The organism is Pseudomonas sp. B21-059 (genome assembly GCF_026016285.1).
In the GTDB taxonomy this organism is placed as follows: domain Bacteria; phylum Pseudomonadota; class Gammaproteobacteria; order Pseudomonadales; family Pseudomonadaceae; genus Aquipseudomonas; species Aquipseudomonas danubii.
The window spans coordinates 3,033,226-3,054,677 of record NZ_CP087201.1 but is presented as its reverse complement, the minus strand read 5'-3'; the positions used below and the strand labels follow the sequence as shown (position 1 = coordinate 3,054,677).

At 63.8% G+C, this 21,452-nt stretch carries 20 protein-coding genes and 2 pseudogenes; 14 read left to right on the top strand and 8 right to left on the bottom strand.

Annotated features, from left to right (window positions below; all coding sequences use genetic code 11):
• From LOY69_RS14005 to LOY69_RS13995, 3 genes are all read left to right on the top strand, one after another.
• Entirely contained in the window at nucleotides 1-1,611 is a 1,611-nt protein-coding gene (locus LOY69_RS14005) for an ABC transporter ATP-binding protein (protein WP_265074776.1), read from the top strand.
• A 22-nt stretch (nucleotides 1,612-1,633) separates the two neighbouring features.
• Nucleotides 1,634-2,428 (top strand): enoyl-ACP reductase FabI, encoded by a 795-nt coding sequence (gene fabI, locus LOY69_RS14000; protein ID WP_102879631.1) that lies wholly within the window; start codon nucleotides 1,634-1,636, stop codon nucleotides 2,426-2,428.
• Nucleotides 2,429-2,498: 70 nt separating this feature from the next.
• Nucleotides 2,499-3,374 carry a hypothetical protein gene (locus LOY69_RS13995; protein WP_265074775.1) on the top strand — a complete coding sequence of 292 codons (876 nt, stop codon included), beginning with the start codon at nucleotides 2,499-2,501 and terminating at the stop codon, nucleotides 3,372-3,374.
• 63 nt (nucleotides 3,375-3,437) lie between these two features.
• Here the strand turns inward: LOY69_RS13995 and LOY69_RS13990 are convergent, their stop codons facing one another.
• The 3 genes from LOY69_RS13990 to LOY69_RS13980 form a co-directional block, all read right to left on the bottom strand.
• Complete coding sequence (locus tag LOY69_RS13990; protein ID WP_265074774.1) at nucleotides 3,438-4,406, bottom strand: sensor domain-containing diguanylate cyclase; 969 nt, start codon at nucleotides 4,404-4,406, stop codon at nucleotides 3,438-3,440.
• A gap of 96 nt (nucleotides 4,407-4,502) precedes the next feature.
• The gene (locus LOY69_RS13985; protein ID WP_110651550.1) at nucleotides 4,503-5,675 is read right to left on the bottom strand and encodes an NnrS family protein; all 1,173 of its coding nucleotides are present in this window, start codon (nucleotides 5,673-5,675) and stop codon (nucleotides 4,503-4,505) included.
• 355 nt (nucleotides 5,676-6,030) lie between these two features.
• Nucleotides 6,031-8,118 carry an EAL domain-containing protein gene (locus LOY69_RS13980; protein WP_265074773.1) on the bottom strand — a complete coding sequence of 696 codons (2,088 nt, stop codon included), beginning with the start codon at nucleotides 8,116-8,118 and terminating at the stop codon, nucleotides 6,031-6,033.
• Between the two features lie 322 nt (nucleotides 8,119-8,440).
• On the opposite strand from LOY69_RS13980, the gene LOY69_RS13975 reads away from it, so the two are divergent.
• The 5 genes from LOY69_RS13975 (at nucleotide 8,441) to LOY69_RS13955 (ending at nucleotide 13,665) form a co-directional block, all read left to right on the top strand.
• Complete coding sequence (locus tag LOY69_RS13975) at nucleotides 8,441-8,974, top strand: sigma-70 family RNA polymerase sigma factor (RefSeq protein WP_102879636.1); 534 nt, start codon at nucleotides 8,441-8,443, stop codon at nucleotides 8,972-8,974.
• Between the two features lie 6 nt (nucleotides 8,975-8,980).
• The gene (locus LOY69_RS13970; RefSeq protein WP_123391065.1) at nucleotides 8,981-9,958 is read left to right on the top strand and encodes a FecR domain-containing protein; all 978 of its coding nucleotides are present in this window, start codon (nucleotides 8,981-8,983) and stop codon (nucleotides 9,956-9,958) included.
• A gap of 101 nt (nucleotides 9,959-10,059) precedes the next feature.
• Nucleotides 10,060-12,540 carry a TonB-dependent siderophore receptor gene (locus tag LOY69_RS13965; RefSeq protein WP_265074772.1) on the top strand — a complete coding sequence of 827 codons (2,481 nt, stop codon included), beginning with the start codon at nucleotides 10,060-10,062 and terminating at the stop codon, nucleotides 12,538-12,540.
• A gap of 89 nt (nucleotides 12,541-12,629) precedes the next feature.
• On the top strand, nucleotides 12,630-12,794 hold the full coding sequence (locus LOY69_RS13960) for a hypothetical protein (RefSeq protein WP_249735878.1): 165 nt from the start codon (nucleotides 12,630-12,632) through the stop codon (nucleotides 12,792-12,794).
• A 37-nt stretch (nucleotides 12,795-12,831) separates the two neighbouring features.
• On the top strand, nucleotides 12,832-13,665 hold the full coding sequence (locus LOY69_RS13955; protein ID WP_123391068.1) for an AraC family transcriptional regulator: 834 nt from the start codon (nucleotides 12,832-12,834) through the stop codon (nucleotides 13,663-13,665).
• On the opposite strand, the gene LOY69_RS13950 is transcribed toward LOY69_RS13955, so the two are convergent.
• The 5 genes and pseudogenes from LOY69_RS13950 to LOY69_RS30570 all read right to left on the bottom strand — a co-directional run.
• Complete coding sequence (locus LOY69_RS13950; RefSeq protein ID WP_102879640.1) at nucleotides 13,662-14,246, bottom strand: LysE family translocator; 585 nt, start codon at nucleotides 14,244-14,246, stop codon at nucleotides 13,662-13,664. The genes LOY69_RS13955 and LOY69_RS13950 overlap by 4 nt on opposite strands.
• 92 nt (nucleotides 14,247-14,338) lie before the next feature.
• The gene (locus LOY69_RS13945) at nucleotides 14,339-14,662 is read right to left on the bottom strand and encodes a DUF6388 family protein (protein ID WP_146232629.1); all 324 of its coding nucleotides are present in this window, start codon (nucleotides 14,660-14,662) and stop codon (nucleotides 14,339-14,341) included.
• A gap of 126 nt (nucleotides 14,663-14,788) precedes the next feature.
• Nucleotides 14,789-14,872: pseudogene (locus LOY69_RS30575) on the bottom strand (hypothetical protein); the annotation flags it as partial.
• Between the two features lie 68 nt (nucleotides 14,873-14,940).
• The gene (locus LOY69_RS13940; RefSeq protein ID WP_410897061.1) at nucleotides 14,941-16,110 is read right to left on the bottom strand and encodes a methyl-accepting chemotaxis protein; all 1,170 of its coding nucleotides are present in this window, start codon (nucleotides 16,108-16,110) and stop codon (nucleotides 14,941-14,943) included.
• Between the two features lie 81 nt (nucleotides 16,111-16,191).
• Nucleotides 16,192-16,506: pseudogene (locus LOY69_RS30570) on the bottom strand (PAS domain-containing protein); the annotation flags it as partial.
• Between the two features lie 468 nt (nucleotides 16,507-16,974).
• On the opposite strand from LOY69_RS30570, the gene LOY69_RS13935 reads away from it, so the two are divergent.
• The 6 genes from LOY69_RS13935 (at nucleotide 16,975) to dapA (ending at nucleotide 21,428) form a co-directional block, all read left to right on the top strand.
• Complete coding sequence (locus tag LOY69_RS13935; RefSeq protein ID WP_265074771.1) at nucleotides 16,975-17,448, top strand: GNAT family N-acetyltransferase; 474 nt, start codon at nucleotides 16,975-16,977, stop codon at nucleotides 17,446-17,448.
• Between the two features lie 184 nt (nucleotides 17,449-17,632).
• Entirely contained in the window at nucleotides 17,633-18,178 is a 546-nt protein-coding gene (locus LOY69_RS13930; protein WP_110595552.1) for a GNAT family N-acetyltransferase, read from the top strand.
• Nucleotides 18,179-18,291: 113 nt separating this feature from the next.
• Nucleotides 18,292-18,831, top strand: coding sequence for a DUF3455 domain-containing protein (locus LOY69_RS13925; RefSeq protein ID WP_265074770.1), 540 nt, complete (start codon nucleotides 18,292-18,294; stop codon nucleotides 18,829-18,831).
• 107 nt (nucleotides 18,832-18,938) lie between these two features.
• Entirely contained in the window at nucleotides 18,939-19,496 is a 558-nt protein-coding gene (locus LOY69_RS13920) for a sigma-70 family RNA polymerase sigma factor (protein ID WP_375538617.1), read from the top strand.
• Nucleotides 19,493-20,212, top strand: a complete 720-nt coding sequence (locus tag LOY69_RS13915) for an anti-sigma factor domain-containing protein (protein ID WP_102879647.1) — start codon at nucleotides 19,493-19,495, stop codon at nucleotides 20,210-20,212. The genes LOY69_RS13920 and LOY69_RS13915 overlap by 4 nt, the downstream gene beginning before the upstream one ends.
• A 352-nt stretch (nucleotides 20,213-20,564) precedes the next feature.
• Nucleotides 20,565-21,428, top strand: a complete 864-nt coding sequence (gene dapA / locus LOY69_RS13910) for a 4-hydroxy-tetrahydrodipicolinate synthase (protein ID WP_110595549.1) — start codon at nucleotides 20,565-20,567, stop codon at nucleotides 21,426-21,428.
• The last annotated feature ends 24 nt before the right edge of the window (nucleotides 21,429-21,452 follow it).

The window sequence follows — 21,452 nt, the reverse complement described above, 5'->3', positions numbered from 1 at the left end:
ATGACCCAGGACACTCTGATCGAAGTCCGCGACCTGGCGGTGGAATTCGTCGCCGGCGCCCAGTGCCAGCGCGTGGTGGAAGGCATCAGCTTCGACATCAAGCGCGGCGAAACCCTGGCCCTGGTGGGGGAAAGCGGCTCCGGCAAATCGGTGACCGCCCACTCGATCCTGCGCCTTCTGCCCTACCCCCTGGCCCAGCACCCATCCGGCAGCATCCAGTACGCCGGGCACGACCTGCTGACCCTGAACGAGAAGACCCTGCGCCACATTCGCGGCAACCGCATCGCCATGATCTTTCAGGAGCCTATGACCTCGCTGAACCCGCTGCACAGCATCGAGAAACAGATCAACGAAGTGCTGGGCATCCACAAGGGCCTGACCGGCAAGATCGCCAGCAAGCGCACCCTGGAACTGCTGGAACTGGTGGGCATTCCCGAGCCGCACAAGCGCCTCAAGGCCCTGCCCCACGAACTGTCCGGCGGCCAGCGGCAACGGGTGATGATCGCCATGGCCCTGGCCAACGAACCGGAGCTGCTGATCGCCGACGAACCGACCACCGCCCTGGACGTCACCGTGCAATTGAAGATCCTCGAACTGCTCAAGGAACTGCAGGCGCGCCTGGGCATGGCCTTGCTGCTGATCAGCCACGACCTGAACCTGGTACGGCGCATTGCCCACCGGGTCTGCGTCATGCAAAAGGGCTGCATCGTCGAGCAGGCGTCCTGTGAGGAGCTGTTCCGCGCGCCGCAGCACCCCTACACCCGGGAATTGCTGGCCGCGGAGCCCAGCGGCACCCCGGCGAACAACCCGATCGGCCCGCCGTTGCTGGAAGTGGACAACCTCAAGGTCTGGTTCCCGATCAAGAAAGGCTTGCTGCGCAGCACCGTGGATCACGTCAAGGCGGTGGACGGCATCCACTTCAGCCTGCCCCAGGGCCAGACCCTGGGCATCGTCGGCGAAAGCGGCTCGGGCAAGTCGACCCTGGGCCTGGCGATCCTGCGCCTGATCGCCAGCCAGGGCGGCATTCGTTTCGAGGGGCAGCAGCTGGACGCCCTGTCCCAGCACCAGGTGCGGCCGCTGCGGCGGGAAATGCAGGTGGTGTTCCAGGACCCCTTTGGCAGCCTCAGCCCGCGCATGAGCGTGAGCCAGATCGTTGGCGAAGGCTTGCGCATTCACAAGATCGGCAGCGAACAGGAGCAGGAACAAGCGATCATCGAAGCGCTCAAGGAAGTTGGCCTGGACCCGGACACCCGGCACCGCTACCCCCATGAGTTTTCCGGTGGCCAGCGTCAGCGCATCGCCATCGCCCGGGCCCTGGTGCTCAAGCCGCGGCTGATCCTGCTGGACGAGCCGACCTCGGCCCTGGACCGCACCGTGCAGCGCCAGGTGGTGGAACTGCTGCGCAACCTGCAACGCAAGTACAACCTGACCTACCTGTTCATCAGCCACGACCTGGCGGTGGTCAAGGCCCTGAGCCACCAGTTGATGGTGATCAAGCACGGCCAGGTGGTGGAACAGGGTGACGCGCGCAGTATCTTTGCCGTCCCACAACATCCGTACACACGGCAATTGCTGGAAGCCGCCTTCCTGGCTCCGGCAAGCGCCGAATAACCTGCAACAGGAGTAGCTACTTATGGGTTTTCTCGCTGGGAAGCGTGTCCTGATCGTCGGTGTCGCCAGCAAGCTGTCGATCGCCTCCGGCATTGCCGCCGCCATGCACCGTGAAGGCGCCGAGCTGGCCTTCACGTATCAGAACGAAAAACTCAAGGGCCGGGTCGAGGAGTTCGCCGCCGGCTGGGGCTCCAGCGCCGAGCTGTGCTTCCCTTGCGATGTGGCCAGCGACGAACAGATCGCCCAGGTCTTCACCGAACTGGGCAAGAAATGGGACGGCCTGGACTGCATCGTCCACTCCGTGGGCTTCGCCCCGGGCGATCAACTCGAAGGCGACTTCACCGACGCCACCACCCGCGAAGGCTTTCGCATTGCTCACGACATCAGCGCCTACAGCTTCGTGGCCCTGGCCAAGGCCGGTCGCGAGCTGATGAAGGGCCGCAACGGCAGCCTGCTGACCCTGTCCTACCTGGGTGCCGAGCGCACCATGCCCAACTACAACGTGATGGGCATGGCCAAGGCCTCGCTGGAAGCCGGCGTGCGCTACCTGGCCGGTTCCCTGGGCCCGGAAGGCACTCGGGTCAACGCCGTCTCCGCCGGCCCGATCCGCACCCTGGCTGCCTCGGGGATCAAGAACTTCCGCAAGATGCTGGCGGCCAACGAAGCCCAGACCCCGCTGCGGCGCAACGTCACCATCGAGGAAGTCGGCAACGCTGGCGCTTTCCTCTGCTCGGACCTGGCCTCGGGCATCAGCGGCGAGATCATGTACGTGGACGGCGGTTTCAACACCACCGCCATGGGCAACCTCGACGAGTGATTGCTGGCTGCGGCGAGGGGGCTTGCGCACTCGCCACCCTGCCCCCTCCCGCTCATTGGAAAGGCCGAACATGAAGCGGTGCTATCTGTTGCTCGTACTTTTTCTAGCCGGCTGCGACCACACTCAAGATAAAGCCCCGAATAAAACCCAGAGCAGCGTCGCACGCCTGCACATCCCCTTGGGCACACCGGTTGCCGAGTTCCTGGAAAAGAGCCCGGTGAGCTTTACCGCCGACTGCCTGGATGCGGTCAACCTATGTTGGTATGAGGCGGATCGTCAGGGAGCACTCCTTGACCTGAGCCTGGCCCAGCCCGAGGGCACGCTTGAACTGGATCAGGTGGCCGGGCTGCTGATTGCCGTTGATGGCAATACCTCAAACACCATCCAGGCATTGAACATCGACCTTCGCGGGCTGCCGGACAACAGCACTCACAAGGCCAACAAGGCGCTTGTCTATAACCTTCTCAGGACGTTGAAGAACGCTGGATGGCAAAAATACTACTTCCCTTCCGACCCCCGAATAGCCGCTGGCGAGTTGCACAAGCTGGACTGGAAGGAAAGCCTCCTGGGTACCCAGCCACTCAGCCACCCGCTGTTCGATGCCAACCATGAGATGAGCCTTGAGCAGTGGCTGGGCAACAACAGGTTCTATGACTGGTATCTCTATCACGGCAACTACATTGCGCATGTCCGAGCCCTGCGCTACGACTCGAAAAGCGCCCCCCTGCAAAGCGCTGTCTACTTGATAAGCCTGAACCTGATGTCCCTGGACACGTTCTGGACCCGCGACTTTGCAGAGGCACAAAGAGCCCAATGGAGAACCCTGTTCCCTGCGCATTTGAAAGAACGGCTGCAACGTCGCTCAGAAGTTGAAAGCCGAGCCAGGGCGGCCGGGGTCGACATCGAGGAAAGCTATAGCCCACCGCTGATGGAGCGCGGCCAATAGCGCCCTGCCACTGACGCCCTTCCCTGCCCCGCGTCACCGAACAGGGCTTGGCGGCAGCAACCCTCAGCGAGCCCGCTTGCCAGCCTGCTTGTGCAGGTACATGGCCTTGTCGGCGTCCGCCAGCAACGCCTCGATGTCAGGATGGCGTCCGGCGTCGTATTCGATCTGGCCGACGCTGAAGCGGATGTCGTAGCCACGTTTCAGGGTGGCGTTGCGTTCATTGAGGAGCTCACCGAGGCGCGCCATGATCGCCGAAGTCTCGACGTGATCGGCAGCGCTCAGCAGCGCCACGAACTCATCGCCGCCCAGGCGGCCAATCACATCGCTCTCGCGAAAGGCAATGCGCAGCACATCGGCAAAGGTCTTCAATGCCCCGTCGCCTTCGGCATGGCCGTAGTTGTCGTTGATCTGCTTGAACTCGTTGAGGTCGAAAAACAGCAGGGTTGCCGGCTTCTTCAAGCGCTTGCAGACCCCAAGGGCGTGCCGGGCCAGGGCTTCGAAGCCGCGGCGATTGGACAGCAGGGTCATCTCATCCATGCTGGCCATCTGTACCGCTGCCAGCTCCTGCTCGGCCATGCGCGCCAGGTCCCGCAGCAAGGCGCGCTCCTCATCGTCCAAGTCCCGGGGCTTGACGTCGATCAGGCACAGAGTGCCCAGCTTGCTGCCATTGGGCACGGTCAATGGGCAACCGGCATAGAAACGAATTCCCGGCTCGCCGACGACCAGCGGGTTGTCATGGAAACGCTCGTCCAGCTCGGCGTCGCAGACGGTGAGAATCTGGTCACCGAGAATGGCGTGGCCGCAGAAGGAAATATCCCGCGAAGTCTCGGTGGCGCTCAGCCCCACACAGGACTTGAACCATTGCCGGTCGCTATCCACCAGGCTGACCAGGGCGATCGGCACATTGAACAGGCGCTTGGCCAGCCGGGTCAGGCGGTCGAAGCGCTCTTGCGGCGAAGTATCGAGGACATTCAGCTCGCGCAGGGTCTGAATTCGCAGGGCCTCATTGTTGGGTTTGCTTGGGTACAACATCGCTGACTCCATTTGCGGCTAAGACCGCAAGCGTAGTCCAGTTTGACCACCGCCTTACTGGTAACGATGTGGCTCGATGTCGCTACTTGATGCGCGTCAACGCCGTGGCGTCAGCAGAATCCGCGCATATCCGCCAACGAACAGGGCAAACGCCAGCGCCCCCAGCACCGCCGAGCCCCCTAACCCCAAACTGCTGAACGGCACCAGCAGCACCCGACACACCGCCGCCAGGAACAGCAAGGCGAAAGCACCAGCCATGGCCCCGGTCACCTGCAGCGGCCGCCCGCTATGGCCAAGACTGACCCGGGCGATCATTCCCAGCACCAGCCCGCCGAGGCCGCCCACCGCCAGGGCATGGGTCACCAGGCTCTGCGGCACGGCCCAGCCCAGGTGCCAGAGCGCCATGCCCAGGGTCGCCAGGGCCAGCCACAGGTACGCCAGGTACAGCGACCAGAGCAGCGGCACGCGCCACAGCCGCGGCTGGTGCCAGCGCCACAGGCGCCAGCCATGCAGGCCCGCCAGCACGGCAAACACCGGCGCCAGCCAGCCGTGCGGGGCCTCGCCGCCGCCCAGGGCCATGGACAGTGCCACCAGCAGGCTGCCCACCAGCAGCACCCGGGTCGGCCAGGGCGATGCCGGCGCCGCGGGCGGCAGTTGCAGGCCGCGCTGGATGAAGAAACCGATCACCCGCCCGCCGATCACCGTCATCAAGGTCGCCACCAGCCACAAGGCGCCCAGTTCGCCACGCCGCTGCCAGCTGTCCTGGTGCTCCAGCAGGCCCCACAGGGTCAGGCCCTGAAACAGCGCCAGCAGCCCCAGCACCACGACCATGGGGTAATTCTCGCGCTTGCCGGCGCACCACAGCTCGCGCCCGATGACGGCCACCAGCAGCGGTATGAAGGCCAACTGCACGCCGAGGAACAGCGGGACCGGCAGCGGCAGCCACCAAGCCAGGCGCCCCGCCAGCCAAACCAGCCACAGCAACAGCAGCGGGGTGCGGCTCAGGCCCGGGCGGCCGGTCCAGTTGGCCACCGCCGTGAGCAGGAATCCGGCAATGATCGCCACCGCGAAGCCAAAGAGCATTTCGTGACGGTGCCATGCCAGCATCCCGGCCACCGGTTGCAGGCCACTCAGGGCGCCGTGCAGCCACAGCCCCCAGCCCAGCAGGGCCAGGCAGGCAAAGGCGGCTCCCGCCAGGAAAAACGGCCGGAAGCCCAGGCTCCACAATGGCTGTGCGGTCCATTGCCGCCAACGTTCAGGCAAAGACACAGGCCGCCCTCCCCGAAATCAGGACAGACAGTGGCCAATTGCAGTAGCGGATCATCATGGAGCTCCTCGGCCAATCAGTGGCGATATGCCCCATCCCCATCACGATTCATGCCAGCGCCAGATCTGCCGCAAACCGCGGCCCTGCGCTTTGCACAGTCTTTTTGACAACGAGCAAAAAAGGTCATTAAGACACCAGTCAAGTCAATATGACCGCAAATCCCAAGCTGCGTTTTGCCCGCTGCACTTGTTGCTGGGCGTCGAGGAACAACGCCTGCGGATCGCTCCCCGTTGGCTGGGTCAAGCGTTGCCACGCCCGGATCGCCCGGCCTTCAGGTCGCCCCCTTGACGACGCCACTCAGTCTTCGCTGGCCGTCAGGGCACTGCGCGCCCGCTGGCTGACAAAACCGGGAATCTGCTCCCCGGGCAAGGACTTGCTGAAGTACCAGCCCTGGATGATCAACTCCGAACTGGACTGCAAGAAATCCAGCTGCTCACCGGTCTCCACCCCTTCGACCACCACCTGGAGCTTGAGGGTTTCGCAAAAACGCAGCAGACCGTTGAGCACCTGGGCACCCTTGGGCTCGCGCTGGGCCAGGACGAAGCTGCGGTCGATCTTGATCCCGTCCACCGGAAACTGATGCAGGTAGCTCAAGGCCGAGAAGCCGGTGCCGAAGTCGTCGATATAGACCCGCGCGCCCAGGGCATGCAATTTACCGATCCATTGCTGGGTCAGCAGCGCATCCCCCACCAGAGCGTCCTCGGTGATCTCCACCGACACCTGGCCATGGGCCCGGGCCAGAATCTCCAGCAGGCGCCGGCCATGCTCCGCCGAGGCCAGGGTGGCGCTGGAGATATTGATGGTGATGGGCAACTCGAACCCGATCTTGCTCCAGGCCAGGTGCTGGCGCACCGCCTGGGACGCCACCCAGAAATCCACCTCGGGCATCAGCCCGGCCTGCCCCAGCCATTGCAGCAGCTCCCAGGGCGACTTGACCTGCCCCTGGGCATCCCGGGCACGGATCAGCGCCTCGCACCCCGTACACAGACCACTGCCCTTGGCCACCTGGGGCTGATACTCCAGGTGGAAGTCGTAGCCGCTCAACTGCTGGATCCGCGCCAGTTGCAAGGACTGCTGGGCCGCCTGTTTGTAGGCCGCCACCATCGGGTCCAGCTCCAACAGCCGGCCCCGCTCCTCAAGGCCATGGAAGGTGGCGTCGAAGGCCTTCAGGTACACCTGCTCGCTGCCTTCGCCCTGGCGCTGGATGCTGCGCACATAAGGCGTGTAGATCAGCGTACCGACGCCCAGCAGCACCAGTTGCAGGAGCACCGCGCCCCAATCGCCCTGGGTGCTCAGGTAGGCATTGAGCAGCACCGGTGAGGTAAAGGGCACACTGACCAGCGCCGGGCTCACCCAGCCCTGCTGCACCACCAGCAGTGCCAGGCAGGCATTGACCATGGGCACCAGCATGAACGGCACCAGCAAGCGCGGGTTGAGAATGATCGGCAGGCCGAACAGCAGCAGTTCGTTGACGTTGAACAGCGACAGCGCCAGGCTCGCCAGCGCCAGCAGGCGCATGGAACGGCTCTTGGAAAAACCGAGGATCGCCAGCACCAGGGCCAGGGAGCCGCCGGAGCCGCCAATAAAGGCGAAACAGCCCAGCAAGCCACTGTTGAGGGCATAGCGCAGGGGCTGTCCGGCAGCGTGATCGGCGGCATTGAGGGCCACCGCCTGATCCATCACCTCCATCAACGGCTGCATGGCGTAGGTGCCGTGAATGCCGAAGAACCACAGCAGGGAGTTAGTCGTGGTCAAAAGGATCGCGTTGAAGTAGGGATAGTCCAGGCTGTCGATGTCGATCGGGCCTTGCACGTAGGCAAAGTCGTGGACCTGCAACAGCGACTGCAGCACCGCCACCAGCGCCAGGGACGTCAGCACCCCCGGCAGCACCATATTGATAGTGCCCTTGAGGTTGTGCCCCACCAGCCCCTCGTCCACCAGCCGTGTCCAGCGTCGGCGATGCAGCCAGGCCATGACCGGGACATTGACCAGAGGCGAGGCAATGGCAATGAACAGCACGAACGTCGCCGACGCCAGCGGATAGTCCCGCAGCAGGTAGATGGCGATCACCACATGGGACAGACAGAGAAAGGCCACCGGCAGTTGGGGCAAGCGGTACTGGATCGCCAGCATGTAGCCGATGGACGCCGCCACCAGTAAGGGGATGATCGAACTGATGCGCTTGTGCAGCCCGGCCAGCAAGTCCACCAGGGTACTGGGAGCCCCCAGGGCCTGGGCGCATTGGGCCAGTATCAGGAATACCGCCGAAACCAGCAGACAGGGCAACAGCCAGAGCAGCCCCTCACGTATCGAACGCAAGGACTCGGCGCCCGCCAGGAGCGCCAGGCGGTGGGTGAAAAACAGCTTGAACCTCGGTTGCCGCATCAACCTCTCCCCTCTGCCACTGCATGCCCGCCCCCCGCAGACGGCCCCGTCACAGCCTGGCAAGCGGGTTGCACAGCCCAGCCGTGACAATCGGATGCAAGCGACGATACCACTGAAGAAACCCCTGCCAGCAAGCATTGAATACAGGGGGCCTGAGTGTTTTATCGCCTCCCGGGCGCCAGACTTGATGTCTTTTTCCAAGGTTCGGGCCTGATCGGCAGCCGCACAACGGCGAATCGATATCATTTGCAGGGCATTCGGGCTTTTGCTTTAATCGCGATCAATTCCCATTTACAGCCCAGCCTGTCACCGGACCACGCCCTTGCCCTCGACGCCACCCGCCAGCCCCGCTGTGGTCCACCACCTCTACGACGCCCATCACCGCTGGCTCTACGAGTTGCTGCGGCGGCGCCTGAACCATGCCTGGGATGCCGCCGACCTGGCCCACGAGATCTTCGTCCGTGTGCTCAAGCGTCCACCCCAGCTCGATGGCGAGGTCCAGCAACGTTCCTATCTGGCCACCATTGCCCGAGGCCTGTGCATCGATCACTGGCGCCGCCGGCAACTGGAACAGGCGTGGCTCCAGGCCCTGGCGGCGCGGCCCCAGGCGGTGCAACCGTCCCCGGAGCAACGGGCGATCATCGTCGAGACCCTGCACGAAGTGGACGCCATGCTCGGCCGCCTGCCCCAGCGGGTGCGCGAGGCCTTTATCCTGGCGCAACTGCACGGGCGCCCCTACAGAGAGATTGCCATCGAGCTGGGCGTCTGCGAGCGCATGGTGAAGAAATACCTGGCCCAGGCCCTGGTGCATTGCGCACTGCTGGAGGCCGAACTCGATGGCCTGCTGGTGGAGTAGAACGCCATGAGCGAACACACCGGCAACCGGTTGAGCCACGCCAGCCTGCAACAGGCCGCCCATTGGTACGTGCAACTCCAGGACGAAGCCGTCAGCGACGAACAGCGTCGTCACTGGCAGGCCTGGTTCGAGCAGACCCCGGAACACCGCCAGGCCTGGGGTTATGTGCAGCGGGTCAGCCAGCGCCTGCTGCCGTTGCAGGACGCCGCAGCCCAGCAAGCCGCCGGCCAGGCCTTGCGCGGTGACCGGCGCCCGGCGCTGGCGCGGCGCCAGGTGCTCGGCGGCCTGTTGTTGATCGGCCTGGGCTGGGGCACCTGGCGCGGTACAGCGCTGCCCCAGGCACTGGGCCGTTGGCGGGCGGACTTCGCCACCGGCACCGGGGAAGTGCGCGATGCCCGCCTCAGCGATGGCACTCACCTCTGGCTCAATGCCCTGAGTGCGCTGGATGTGCGCTACAGCGCCCTGGAGCGGCTGTTGCTGCTGCACCAGGGAGAAATCCTCATCGACACCGCCAAGGACCCGCAGCGCCCCTTCCTGGTGGACACCGAACACGGACGGCTGCAGGCCCTGGGCACTCGCTTCAGCGTGCGCCGGGACGGGCAACGCACCCTGCTCAATGTCTACGCCGGGGCCGTGCAAGTACGCAACGCCGAAGGGGGCCAGGTGCAGGTGGTCAACGCCGGCCAGCAACTGGCCTTCGACGCCCGCGCACTGGGCCCGCTGCTGGGCGCCAGCGCGGCCCGCGAGGCCTGGAGCCGCGGCCTGTTGCTGGCCGACAACCTGCCGCTGGAGCACCTGCTCGATGAGTTGGGACGCTATCGTCCGGGACACCTGGGCTGTGACCCGGCCATTGGCCGCCTGCCGGTGATGGGGGCCTTTCCCCTGCACGACTCCGACCAGGCCCTGGCGCTGCTGGAGGCTGCCCTGCCGGTGCGCGTCAAGCGTCTGGCCTCCTGGTGGGTGACCCTTGAACCCCGGGCCTGAACACGCGGTGAGCTTTTTTTTCAGGTTGCGGTTCCCTTTTGTCTTTCTGGTTCGGTTAACCCGGTAACAGCTCTCACATTACCGATCCACAAGGGAACCTCATGCCAACCCCCAGCCGTCCCCGCCTGCGCCTGTCCCTGCGTCCCCTGACCCTGTGCAGCGCCCTTCTGTGCCTGCCCGCGCCCTGGGCCCAGGCCGCCGAAAACCCCACCAGCCAACAAGCGGACAGCCAGCGCCAGACCTACAACATCGGCCCCGGCCCGCTGGTCACCGTGCTCAATCGCTTCGCCGAACAGAGCACAGTCTTTGTCGCCGGCCACAATGACCTCGCCGCCGGCAAGCAGAGTCCCGGTCTGCGGGGCCGCTACAGCGTCGAGCAAGCCCTGCAACAGTTGCTGCAAGGCAGCGGCCTGCAAGCCCAGGCCGTCAGCGGCGGCTATGTGCTGCAAGCTCTCCCGGCCCACAGCGGCCCGCTGCAACTGGGCACCACCCAGGTCTCGGCCCAGGGCCTGGGCGCCGTCACCGAGGACAGCCACCTCTACACCACCGGCGCCAGCGCCTCGGCCACCGGCCTCAACCTGTCGCTGCGGGAAACCCCGCAATCGGTGACCGTGATCACCCGCCAGCAGATGGACGACCAGGGCACCAGCAGCATTGCCGACACCCTGCGCCGGGCCCCCGGGGTCAGCGTGCAGAACTACGACAGCGAGCGCTGGGAGTTCTCCAGCCGCGGCATGCCCATCACCAACTTCCAGTACGACGGCGTCAACACCACCTACGACGGGGTCTACGACTACGGCACCACCAGCACCGACATGGCGACCTTCGACCGGGTGGAGATCATCAAGGGCGCCACCGGCCTGATGACCGGCTCCGGCGACCCGTCGGCCACCGTCAACCTGATCCGCAAACGCCCGACCCGTGAGTTCAAGGCTTCGGTCACCGGCACCGTCGGCTCCTGGGACAACTACCGCAGCGAAGGCGATATCTCAGGCCCGCTGACCGAAAGCGGCAACCTGCGCGGGCGCTTTGTCGGGGTCTATCAGGACCGCAGCTCGTACCTGGATCACTACCAGAACACCAAGGACATCGCCTACGGCATTCTCGAAGCCGACCTGACCCCGGACACCTTGCTGACGGTGGGCCTGGACCAGCAGAACACCCGCTCCCGGGGCGCCACCTGGACCGGCTTCCCGATGTACTTCAGCGACGGCTCGCGCACCCGCTTCTCGCGCTCGTTCAACCCGGCCACCGACTGGAGCCGCCGCGACTTCAACAACCAGACCCTGTTCACTTCCCTGGAACAGCAACTGGCCCATGACTGGACCCTGAAGGTCAGCTACGACCGCCTGCGCCGCCAGCACGACACCCTGTTGGGCTCCGCCAGCGGCGGCAATCCGAACCCGACCACCGGCGACGGCATGTTCATGTACATGGGCAAGTTCAAGGGCGAGCAGATTCAAGACAACCTGGACATCAACCTGCATGGGCCCTTCAGCCTGTTCGGCCGCGAGCACGAGCTGATCGCCGGTTTCATGCTGATGAACGCCAAACAGGACATCCCGGTCCACGGCTCGGTGTACCCGCCGGTGGGCGGCAGCATTTACCAGTGGCGCGGCGAGTTCGCCAAGCCGGACATCCCGAAGATCGGCGACAACGACATCCTCCAGCGCCAGACCGGCGCCTACCTGGCCACCCGGCTCAAGCCCACCGACGAGCTGGCGGTGATCCTCGGCACCCGGGTCAGCGACTTCAAGGGCATCGACAACACCCACTACATCGATCCAACCAGGGCCGACGTACGCCTGCGCTATCAGCAAACAGGTGTGGTCACCCCCTATGCCGGGCTGATCTATGACCTGAATGACACCTACTCGGTCTACACCAGCTACACCAACATCTACCAGCCGCAGATGAGCAAGGACGTCAGCGGCAAACTGCTCGACCCGGTGGAAGGCGACAGCTATGAGGCGGGGATCAAGGCCGAGTACCTGGACGGCCGGGTCAATGCCAGCTTCGCGGTGTTCCGCATCGAGCAGGACAACGTCGCGCAACTGGTCAGCGGCTGGAGCACCGAGGGCATCTACAAGCCGATCGAGGGTTCCACCACCAAAGGCTTCGAGGTCGAGGTGGCCGGCGAGCTGCGCGAAGGCTGGAACCTGTCCGCCGGCTACAGCTACAACCACACCCGCGACGCCAACAACGACTATGTCTACGGCTCGGTCCTGCAAACCACCGCGCCACAACAGGTGGCCCGGCTGTTCACCACGTATCGCCTGTCCGGGGCCTGGGAACGCCTGACGCTAGGGGGCGGGGTCAACTGGCAGAGCGATTTCTTCGGCAAGGTGTTCCAGCCCGATCCCAACGATCCGGTCAATGGCGGACACGATTCACGCATCACCCAGGACAGCTACTACCTGGTGGATGCCATGGCCCGCTACCAGTTCAACTCGCACCTGAGCTCGACCCTGAATGTGAAGAACCTGTTCGACAAGCAGTACTACACGGGCCTGGGCAACTTCGGCACCGGTTTCTACGGTGAACCCCGCAGCCTGCAACTGACCACCCGCTGGGACTTCTGAGGCCGCGCCCGGCAGCCGATCTGCGGTGCACCGCCCCTGTGCCGGGTTGACTACGTTCCAGCGTGATCAACCCGCAGAGGACCGACACCATGCAGCGCATTCAAACCATCACCCCCTGCCTGTGGTTCGACTACAAGGCGCAGATGATGTGCGCCACCGACCCAAGCCGCTCGCAACGGGTGATGCAGGCCCTGCTGGGGATGAAAAAAATCGATATCGACCAACTGCAACGGGCCTTTGACGGCAAGAGCTAATACACTCGCGTCAGCTCCCGCTGATGGAACCTTCAGGATGAAACCTGCCCTGCCCCCCGACCAGGCGCCGCAGTTCTGGCGCGATCCGGCCTTGCCGTTCATCGAGGCCCGCGCCATCGCCGATGGCCGCAAGGTCTGCTACAGCCGCCACGCCCATGAACAGTTCTCCATCGGCAGTATCACCGCCGGCCAGAGCACCTACCTCAGCGGGCAATCCCGCTGGCGGGTCAGCGCCGGCACCGTGGTGCTGATGAACCCCGGGGTGGTGCATGCCTGCAACCCCATCGACGACCAGCCCTGGTCCTATCGCATGCTGTACGTCGATACACCCTGGCTCACCGCCCTGCAGCACGAACTGGGCTTCAGCCCGGAGCTGGACTTTCGTCCCTTCAGCACAACCCACAGCCAGGACCCCCAGCTCTTCGCCGAATTTGAGCAGTTGTACCGGACCCTGGTGGACCCCGACGCCGAGCCCCTGCACAAGCACAGCTGCGCGGTGATCTTCTTCAGCGACTTGCAGCAACGCCTGAACCCCGCCGAGCGGCCGCCACGGGTCAGTAATGAAAAGCTGCTGCAAGCGGCGCAGTACATCCGTCAGCACTGCACCGAAACGCTGGGACTAGACGATATCTGCCGGGTCGCCGAGCTTTCCCCGTCCTACCTGATCCGCGCCTTCAAGCAGCAATTCGGCATGCCGCCCCACGCCTTCCTGGTCAACCAGCGGGTGCAGTTTGCCCAGGCTCGCCTGCGCAGCGGCGCGCCCATCGCCGAGGTGGCACTGGAGGCCGGCTTTGCCGATCAGGCGCATTTCCAGCGGGCCTTCAAACAGCATCTGGCGGCCACTCCCGGTCAATACCGCGGCCAACGCTAGACCCACAGATAGGCAGCGCTGACAGCCAGCAACGCGGCCATGCAGCGGTTGAACAGACGCATCTGCGCCGGGTTGCTCAGGTAGTGCCGCAAGCAACTGCCGGCATAGGCCCAGCAGGCAATCGACAGGTAGCAGATCAGCAAATACAACCCGGCGAACAACCACACCAGGCCCACGTCCCCGTCGGCGGCAAAAGCGCCCATCCCGGCCACGCAGGCCAGCCAGGCCTTGGGATTGAGCCACTGCATCAGCGCGCCGTACCAGGCCGACGGCGCCCGGGCTGCAGCGTCGGCATCCAGGCGACCATCGTCCCGGGCCAGCTTCCAGGCCATGTACAACAGGAAGGCCACGCCGAACAGGCGAATGCCCTGGGTCAGCAGCGGCCACTGGCGCAGCAGTTCGTGCAACCCCAGGCCAATCAGCACCAGCAACAGGACAAACCCCAGGGTGGCCCCGGCCACGTGGCGCAAACTGGCCCTGAAGCCGAACCGTGCGCCACTGCCCAGGGCCACGATGTTCACCGGCCCCGGGGTGATAGAAGCGGCCAGGGCAAAGGCCGCCATGGAAAACACTACGCTCATTGCTTGCCTCTCTTGTCTTGGTCGGAACAACTGCGGGACAAGTTAGGCCAAGGCACCCAGCCGGTATTGAAGAAAATTGCCCTCAGGCTCTGCTAGTGCTGCAAATGATTCAGCGCGCAGTACTGCTCCCACTCCATGTCCACCATCTCGGCGATTTCCCGATGCGCGTGGAGGGTCATCTGGCTCAGTTCCTGGGGCGTTCGAGCAACGAACGACAGGGCCAACTCCCAGGTGCCGATGCCACGCAGCTGGGCTTCTTCGTCAAACAGGAGACCGGCCTGCTGGAGCTGCCAATCGCTCAAGTCCCCGGGCTGCCAGCAGTGGCCCGAGGGTCGCCCGAGCCCCAGCCGGGCAACGAGCTCCGGACGTTCAGAGAGGTACAGCATCAAGGCTTGCTGATAACTGAGCTCAGACATTGGCATGGCTCTCACTTCAATCAAGTAATCAATGTCGGGCATTGACGCTCTGCCCCTGACCTTCGTCTCAAAACTGTTCGGACAGAGCCTAACTTTTAACAGGTTGATGCCATACAACTGCAACTAATTAAAACGAAATAATAATAGTTCCAGACGATTCGGCCCTGCCAACTGAGTACGGCTGTTTACCGCTCCTATCACTCTGGACATACGAACCCCCTGCCCTGATCAACTTGATCAATTGGCGATTAACAAAAGTTTCTGATTGCCGTTGGCGATCAATTGTTGAAACGGGTCACCAAGGCATTAAGTTCATGAGCAGTAGTTTCCAGATCACCGCCTACTGAAGAGGAGTGCACGGCGATGTCGGCGTTCTGGTCAGAGACGCGGGCAATATTGGTGATCTGCTCGGATATTTCCTCGGCCACATGGGCTTGCTGCTCAGACGCGGCGGCCATTTGCTGGCTCATCTGGTGAATGCGCTCCACCGCCGAGTTGATGCCATTCAGGGCTTCCTGGGTACTGATCACCTGGGCCACCCCGGAACGCGCCTCGATGCTGCCCTGGCGGGCCACCTCCACTGCCTGGCTGGCTACTTCCTGCAAGGTGATGATGATGCGCTGGATGCTCTGCGTGGACTCCCGGGTCTTGGAGGCTAGGGCCCGCACCTCGTCGGCCACCACCGCAAAACCACGGCCCTGCTCGCCGGCACGGGCTGCCTCGATCGCCGCATTGAGGGCCAGCAGATTGGTCTGTTCCGCAATGGAACGGATCATGTTCGCCGCCTGCTGGATGGACTGGGTTTCCTCGGCCAGGCCTTCCACAGAATGGCTGACCGCATCCACGGTGTCCGCCAGCTTCTCGATCACCACCCGGGTTTTCTGGGCTTCCTGGGAACCTACCTGGGTCAGGTTGTTGACCTGATCGGCGGCCGAGGCGGTGTCGTGGATATGCACCGAGACTTCGGAAATCGACGAGGCCATCTGGTTCATGGCTGTGGCGGCCATGTCCGCTTCATCGCGCTGTTTGCCCAGGGCCGTTTCCGCCTGCTTGGACAGGCTCTGGCTGGTAGAGGCCAGGGACGCCGCCTGATTGGCGTAGTCGCCAAGCCGGCTGAGGGCGGTGCGGATTTTCGCCGATTCGCTGATCAGGATCATCTGCAACTGTGCGACCGGGCCGTGTTCATCGGTGTAGGTGCGCGCGATCAGCTCGCTGTCAAAGCTGCCCAGGGACACCGAACTGATGCGTTGCAACATCTGCCGCGCGCGATAGAAGGCATACCCCTGGACCGCGAAATAACCGGGAACCGCCGCCCCCAGCGCAGCCCAGGGGCCACCCAGCCAGTAGGCCCCGGCCGTGGCCGCCAGGGCCAGCAGCGGCGGCCAGGCAAAGCCGCAGACACTGGCCACCCGGTAGCTCCAGGGCAAGGCCAGGTTGTCGCTGCGCATACGTTGATACAGGGCGCTGGCGCGCTCCACCTGTTCACGTTCGGGCTTGACCCGCACCGACTCGTAGCCGGCGATCACGCCCTTGCTGAAAATGGGCGTGACATAGGCGTTGACCCAGTAGTGATCGCCGTTGTTGCTGCGATTCTTGACGATGCCCATCCAGCTCTTGCCGTCCTTGAGGTAGGACCACATGTGCGCGAACACCGCTTCGGGCATGTCCGGATGGCGCACGATATTGTGCGGGCTGCCGATCAGCTCTTCCCGACTGAAACCACTGACCGCGACAAACTCGTCATTGCAGTAAGTGATCTTGCCGTGAACATCGGTGGCGGAAATCAGCCGCTGTTCCGCAGGAAACACCAGCTCGCGCTGGGTCACAGGAAGATTGTTTCTCATTCTGAAATGCCTCGCAGGAAAGTATTCAATTGCCATTCACTATCAAACAACAACTTCCGCATCCTGCGATGACCTGAAGACTTCCTCTGCTTACCCGCAGAACTTTCCAGAGCCAAGTCAATTATTGCAAATGGCCACTATCGATCCAGTCGACTTAAGTCTAGGTTCGAGCATTGATCAGAGTGCAAAAAAATCATCACACCACCCCACTTGAACGTGCCGAATTAAAGACTTTTGTGATGTACATCAATATTCGCCCCAAACATAGGAAGCTAACTTTCTAATTATTGAGAAGCATTATTTCCAAAATACCCAGTGCCGCTGCAAACTCCATCTTCCGCCTATGAAAAACAAACTCGTCGAAACCTTCACGCGCGCATTGATCAGTGGCAGATTCCCTTTAACCACTCCCCATTTTTCACCACCACCCGTTGCGCCTCGGACCGATCGGGGCTGGAGTCGCCCTTGATGGACCATCTTGAACTGCGCCCGGCCGCTCGCGACGACTGGCCCTGCCTGGAAAACCTCATGCAGTTCTATCTCTATGAGCTCAGTCAGTGGCTGCCACTCAAATTCGCCGCCCAGGGGCTGTACGCCATCCAGGCCCTGGACGACTACTGGCGCCACCCGGCCACCCATCCCTGGCTGATCCTGGTGGCGGGGGAACTGACCGGCTTTGCCGTCGTCGACCAGCAACGCTGCGACAGCGATGCGCGGTACAACCTCGGCTACCTGTTCATCGCTCGACGGCTGCGCCGCCAGGGCGTCGGCCGGCAGGTGACGCAACAACTGTTCGAGCACTACAAGGGGCCCTGGCAGGTGATGCACTTCAGCGCCAACCTGCCCGCCCGGGATTTCTGGCAGGCCATGCTGCCGGGGCAAACCCCGACACCGATCATCGCCCAGGGCTATCCCGCCAGCCTGTACCGTTGGCCAGGCTGACGCCGCAGCGGCGGCAAGCGGTTCGTTGCGCAGGCTGGGCCCTGCTCGCGGCTTCAACCAGCGCGCCCTGACGACAATGGAAAAGTCCGGGGTGATCACCTACCTTCTCCGGGGCCACCCGCACAGGCCTGACCACCACCTGCCACCTGGCGCTCCATCTCATCTGAAGCAAAGAGCCTCGTCCATGTTGTCGTCCATCACCCGCACCACACGCCTGCTGTTACGTCCACCGACCCTGGACGACCTACCGCAGGCCTGCGCCATCCACGGCGACCCGCAGACCCACCGCTTCAACCCCTGCGGCCCCGACAGCGCCGAAGCCACCAGCGACCGGCTGCACAGCTGGATTGCCCATTGGCAGCAGTACGGCTTTGGCTACTGGGCAATCGCCCGGCTGGACGCACCGCAACAGATCATCGGCTTTGGCGGACTCATGCGGGCGCACTTCGGGCAGGAGGCCGGGCTGAACCTGTACTTTCGCTTCACCCCCGAAGCCTGGGGCCAGGGTTTCGCCAACGAGATGGCCCAGGCGGCCCTGCAACTGGCCTTCGGCGAACTGCTGGCGCCCCGGGTCACCGGCCTGGTGCGGCCCGACAACCTGCCGTCCAGGCGGGCCCTGGAACGCCTGGGGATGACGCTGGACGGCGAGCTGGAGGACTTTCCCGGGCAGCCACCGAGCCTGCTGTACCGGCTCAACGCCCAGGATCACCGGATGACCCGCAGCGGGTGATATGCCGCTGCGCTGAATATTTTTTCTCGGCGCTGCATCCAGATACGTCGCTCAGGGGTAGTACCCATAGCAGTCCTGAAAACTGCCGAACCGATCCCCAATGGAGAGCCACCATGCACGCCAAACAACGTCTTCTCTGCCTCAGCGCAACCTTGACCATCGCCTGCCTGGGCGCCCTGCCTGCGGCCCAGGCGCAGAGCGCATTGCCCGACAGCATCAAGGTGCCGGAGGGCCACAAAGTTGCCCTGGAAACCGTGGGCACCGGTGAAATCACCTACGAGTGCCGGGACAAGGCCAATGCACCGGGCGAGACCGAATGGGTCTTCGTCGGCCCCAAGGCGGTGCTCAGCGATCGCAGCGGTAAAGTGCTGGGTGACTACTTCGGCCCACCAGCCACCTGGCAGGCCAAGGACGGTTCGAAGATCACCGGGACCCAGGTCGCCGTGGCGCCGTCCAGCGCCGGCAACCTGCCCTATCAGCTGGTCAAGGCCAATCCGGCCGAAGGCAAGGGGCTGATGAGCGGCGTCAGTTACATTCAGCGAGTGGCCCTCAAGGGTGGCGTGGCCCCCAGCAGCGCGTGCACCGCCGCTAACAAGGGCACCCGTGAAACAGTGAAGTACCAGGCGGACTACATCTTCTGGGCGGCCCGCTGATTCGCCACCCAAGATGCAAGGCCAGGCATTGGCAACTGGTCTACGCTGCTGACAGCCACTGCACCGCTTGGGTGGCGGTGGCTGTCATCTGTCGCAGGTAAATGCCCTTGTCTCTACCCGAACCCCTGTTTGACCACGCAGGCTGCATCGCCGCTTGTGCCCGAGGTGAGCGCCAGGCTCTGGAAGCCCTTTATCACGAGGAAGGGCCGCGCTTGCTCGGCGTCGCCAAACGCCTGGTACGCGACACGGCCCTGGCCGAAGACATCCTGCACGACGCCTTTATCCGAATCTGGCAAGGCGCAAGCAGTTTCGACCCCGAACGGGGCAGTGCCCGCGGCTGGATGTTCAGCATCACCCGGCATCTGGCGCTGAATTTCCTGCGCCGCCATGGCCGTGAGGTGCCTATTGAAGAACCTTATGCAGACCACCTGGACACCCTTGACGGGCTGGCCATGAACACAGAGGCGGTCACCGTGCTGGCTGATGCCGGACGTCTTCAGCATTGCCTGGGGCAATTGCCCTCACAGCGCCGCGAGTGTCTCCTGCTGGCCTATCTGGACGGCTATTCACACATGGAGATTGCCGCCAGAACGACCACCCCGCTGGGGACGGTCAAAGCCTGGATCAAGCGCAGTCTCAGTGCTTTACGGGAGTGCCTGGGATGAATATCGGTCAACGGGACGACAGCGATCCCACGCTCCAGGCCCTGGCCAGTGAATATGTCCTGGGCACCCTGGACGCCGAACAACGTCGCCTGCTCGAACAGCGCCTGCCCCATGACCCCGCCCTGCGTAGCGCCGTGCAAAGCTGGGAACAGCGCCTGCATCCCCTCACCGCTTTGGCCGCTCCCGTCACGCCGTCGCCCTGGCTTTGGCGGCGTATAGAACGCAGCCTGGAGCAACTGGCTGAACCTGACCCGGTCTCGGCCGCAAGTAGCGCCAGGCGCTTCAACCCTCTGGCGCTGTGGCGCGGATTGGCCGCGGCCGGCCTGGCCGCCAGTGTCCTGTTGGCCAGCCTGCTGATGCTGCGCCCCGATGCCCCTCCCAGTTACCTGGTGGTGCTGGTAGCCCCTCAGGACAAATCACCCGGCTGGGTGGTGCAAGCCAATGACACCCGGGAGTTGCAGTTGATTCCACTGGGCAGCATCGAGGTTCCGGCGGACAAGGCCCTGGAGTTCTGGACCAAGGCCGACGACTGGAAGGGCCCGGTGTCTCTTGGGCTGGTCAAGCCCGGCCAGCCGTTGCGTGTGCCGCTTGATCACCTGCCGCCCCTGCAGACCAACCAATTGTTCGAACTGACCCTGGAAGATCGCCAAGGCTCGGCGGTTGGCAGGCCTACCGGCCCCGTGCAGTTCATCGGCCGCGCCGTCAAGACCCTGTGACCCGCGCAGAACCCGCCTTGACCCGGCGTGGCAGCAGCCAGTCAACCGAGCCCTGTTCGAGGATTGACAAACCCCGCGCCGGCTTTTAAAACTGTGCGCCTGATTTCAGAGTCTGCCCCAGCCATGTCCCAAGCCCTTACCCTCGATTCTCGCGCCATTGGCCTGCTGGCCAAGGCCGGAGCCTGGGTGGCTTGCAACTCTAAATCGAAGAAACAGTCGCTCATGTGACCGGGGCGCTGTGTCCCGTCAGATGAGCTGACAGGACATCAAGCGCTACGGACACCCGCCCCCTGCTTAACGCCCTTCTACTCTTCTGACGACGACCCGACGGTCAACCATCAGGAGAACACGCATGTCATCGTTTCAAGGAATCTGGGTCCCCATCGTCACGCCCTTTCACAATGGCGCCATCGACTTTGCCGCCCTGCGGCGCCTGAGCGCCCATCTGCTGGAAAGCGGCGTGGCCGGGCTGGTGGTCTGCGGCACCACCGGCGAAGCCGCGGCCCTGGACAAGGACGAACAACTGGCGGTACTCGACGCCGTGCTCGAACAGGCCCCCGCCGGGCGAGTCATCATGGGCCTGGCAGGCAACAACCTGAAATCGCTGCTGAGCCTGCAAACGGAAATCCTCAAGCGCCCGGTGGCGGCCCTGCTGGTGCCTGCGCCCTATTACATCCGCCCCTCCCAGGCGGCCCTGGAAAGCTTCTTCCACAGCGTCGCCGATGCCTCCAGCGTGCCGCTGATCGTCTACGACATTCCCTATCGCACCGGGGTCAACCTGGACAAGGACACCCTGCTCAACATCGTGCGTCATCCGCGGATTGCAGCGGTCAAGGACTGTGGCGGCAACCTGGACAAGACCCTGGCGCTGCTGGCCAGTGGCGCGGTAGAGGTGTTGTGCGGTGAAGACCTGCAACTGTTCAGCGCCCTGTGCCTGGGGGCTAGCGGCGCCATTGCGGCGGCGGCGCACATTCGTCCGGAGTTGTTCGTGCAGTTGCAGCGCCAGGTGCGGGACCAGCAGCTGGATGCGGCGCGGACCACCTTCCGGCAACTGGTGCCGTTGATTCAGGCGCTGTTCGCCGAGCCCAACCCGGCGCCCGTGAAAGCCTTGCTGGCCCATCAGGGACTGATCGAGCCACACCTGCGGGCACCGATGCAGGATTGCAGCGCCGCCACCGCCGTACACCTGCAAAACCTGTTGGCCGACCTGCCCTGAAGGGCTTGTCCTACGGAGCATCGG

Bases quoted from the DNA above. Each gene is read 5' to 3' on its own strand.
- LOY69_RS13945 (WP_146232629.1), bottom strand. From the start codon at position 14,662: ATGTCTGAGCTCAGTTATCAGCAAGCCTTGATGCTGTACCTCTCTGAA.
- LOY69_RS14005 (WP_265074776.1), top strand. From the start codon at position 1: ATGACCCAGGACACTCTGATCGAAGTCCGCGACCTGGCGGTGGAATTC.
- LOY69_RS13950 (WP_102879640.1), bottom strand. From the start codon at position 14,246: ATGAGCGTAGTGTTTTCCATGGCGGCCTTTGCCCTGGCCGCTTCTATC.
- dapA (WP_110595549.1), top strand. From the start codon at position 20,565: ATGTCATCGTTTCAAGGAATCTGGGTCCCCATCGTCACGCCCTTTCAC.
- LOY69_RS13965 (WP_265074772.1), top strand. From the start codon at position 10,060: ATGCCAACCCCCAGCCGTCCCCGCCTGCGCCTGTCCCTGCGTCCCCTG.
- fabI (WP_102879631.1), top strand. From the start codon at position 1,634: ATGGGTTTTCTCGCTGGGAAGCGTGTCCTGATCGTCGGTGTCGCCAGC.
- LOY69_RS13930 (WP_110595552.1), top strand. From the start codon at position 17,633: ATGTTGTCGTCCATCACCCGCACCACACGCCTGCTGTTACGTCCACCG.
- LOY69_RS13955 (WP_123391068.1), top strand. From the start codon at position 12,832: ATGAAACCTGCCCTGCCCCCCGACCAGGCGCCGCAGTTCTGGCGCGAT.
- LOY69_RS13995 (WP_265074775.1), top strand. From the start codon at position 2,499: ATGAAGCGGTGCTATCTGTTGCTCGTACTTTTTCTAGCCGGCTGCGAC.
- LOY69_RS13980 (WP_265074773.1), bottom strand. From the start codon at position 8,118: ATGCGGCAACCGAGGTTCAAGCTGTTTTTCACCCACCGCCTGGCGCTC.
- LOY69_RS13990 (WP_265074774.1), bottom strand. From the start codon at position 4,406: ATGTTGTACCCAAGCAAACCCAACAATGAGGCCCTGCGAATTCAGACC.
- LOY69_RS13925 (WP_265074770.1), top strand. From the start codon at position 18,292: ATGCACGCCAAACAACGTCTTCTCTGCCTCAGCGCAACCTTGACCATC.
- LOY69_RS13960 (WP_249735878.1), top strand. From the start codon at position 12,630: ATGCAGCGCATTCAAACCATCACCCCCTGCCTGTGGTTCGACTACAAG.
- LOY69_RS13915 (WP_102879647.1), top strand. From the start codon at position 19,493: ATGAATATCGGTCAACGGGACGACAGCGATCCCACGCTCCAGGCCCTG.
- LOY69_RS13970 (WP_123391065.1), top strand. From the start codon at position 8,981: ATGAGCGAACACACCGGCAACCGGTTGAGCCACGCCAGCCTGCAACAG.
- LOY69_RS13940 (WP_410897061.1), bottom strand. From the start codon at position 16,110: ATGCGCAGCGACAACCTGGCCTTGCCCTGGAGCTACCGGGTGGCCAGT.
- LOY69_RS13935 (WP_265074771.1), top strand. From the start codon at position 16,975: ATGGACCATCTTGAACTGCGCCCGGCCGCTCGCGACGACTGGCCCTGC.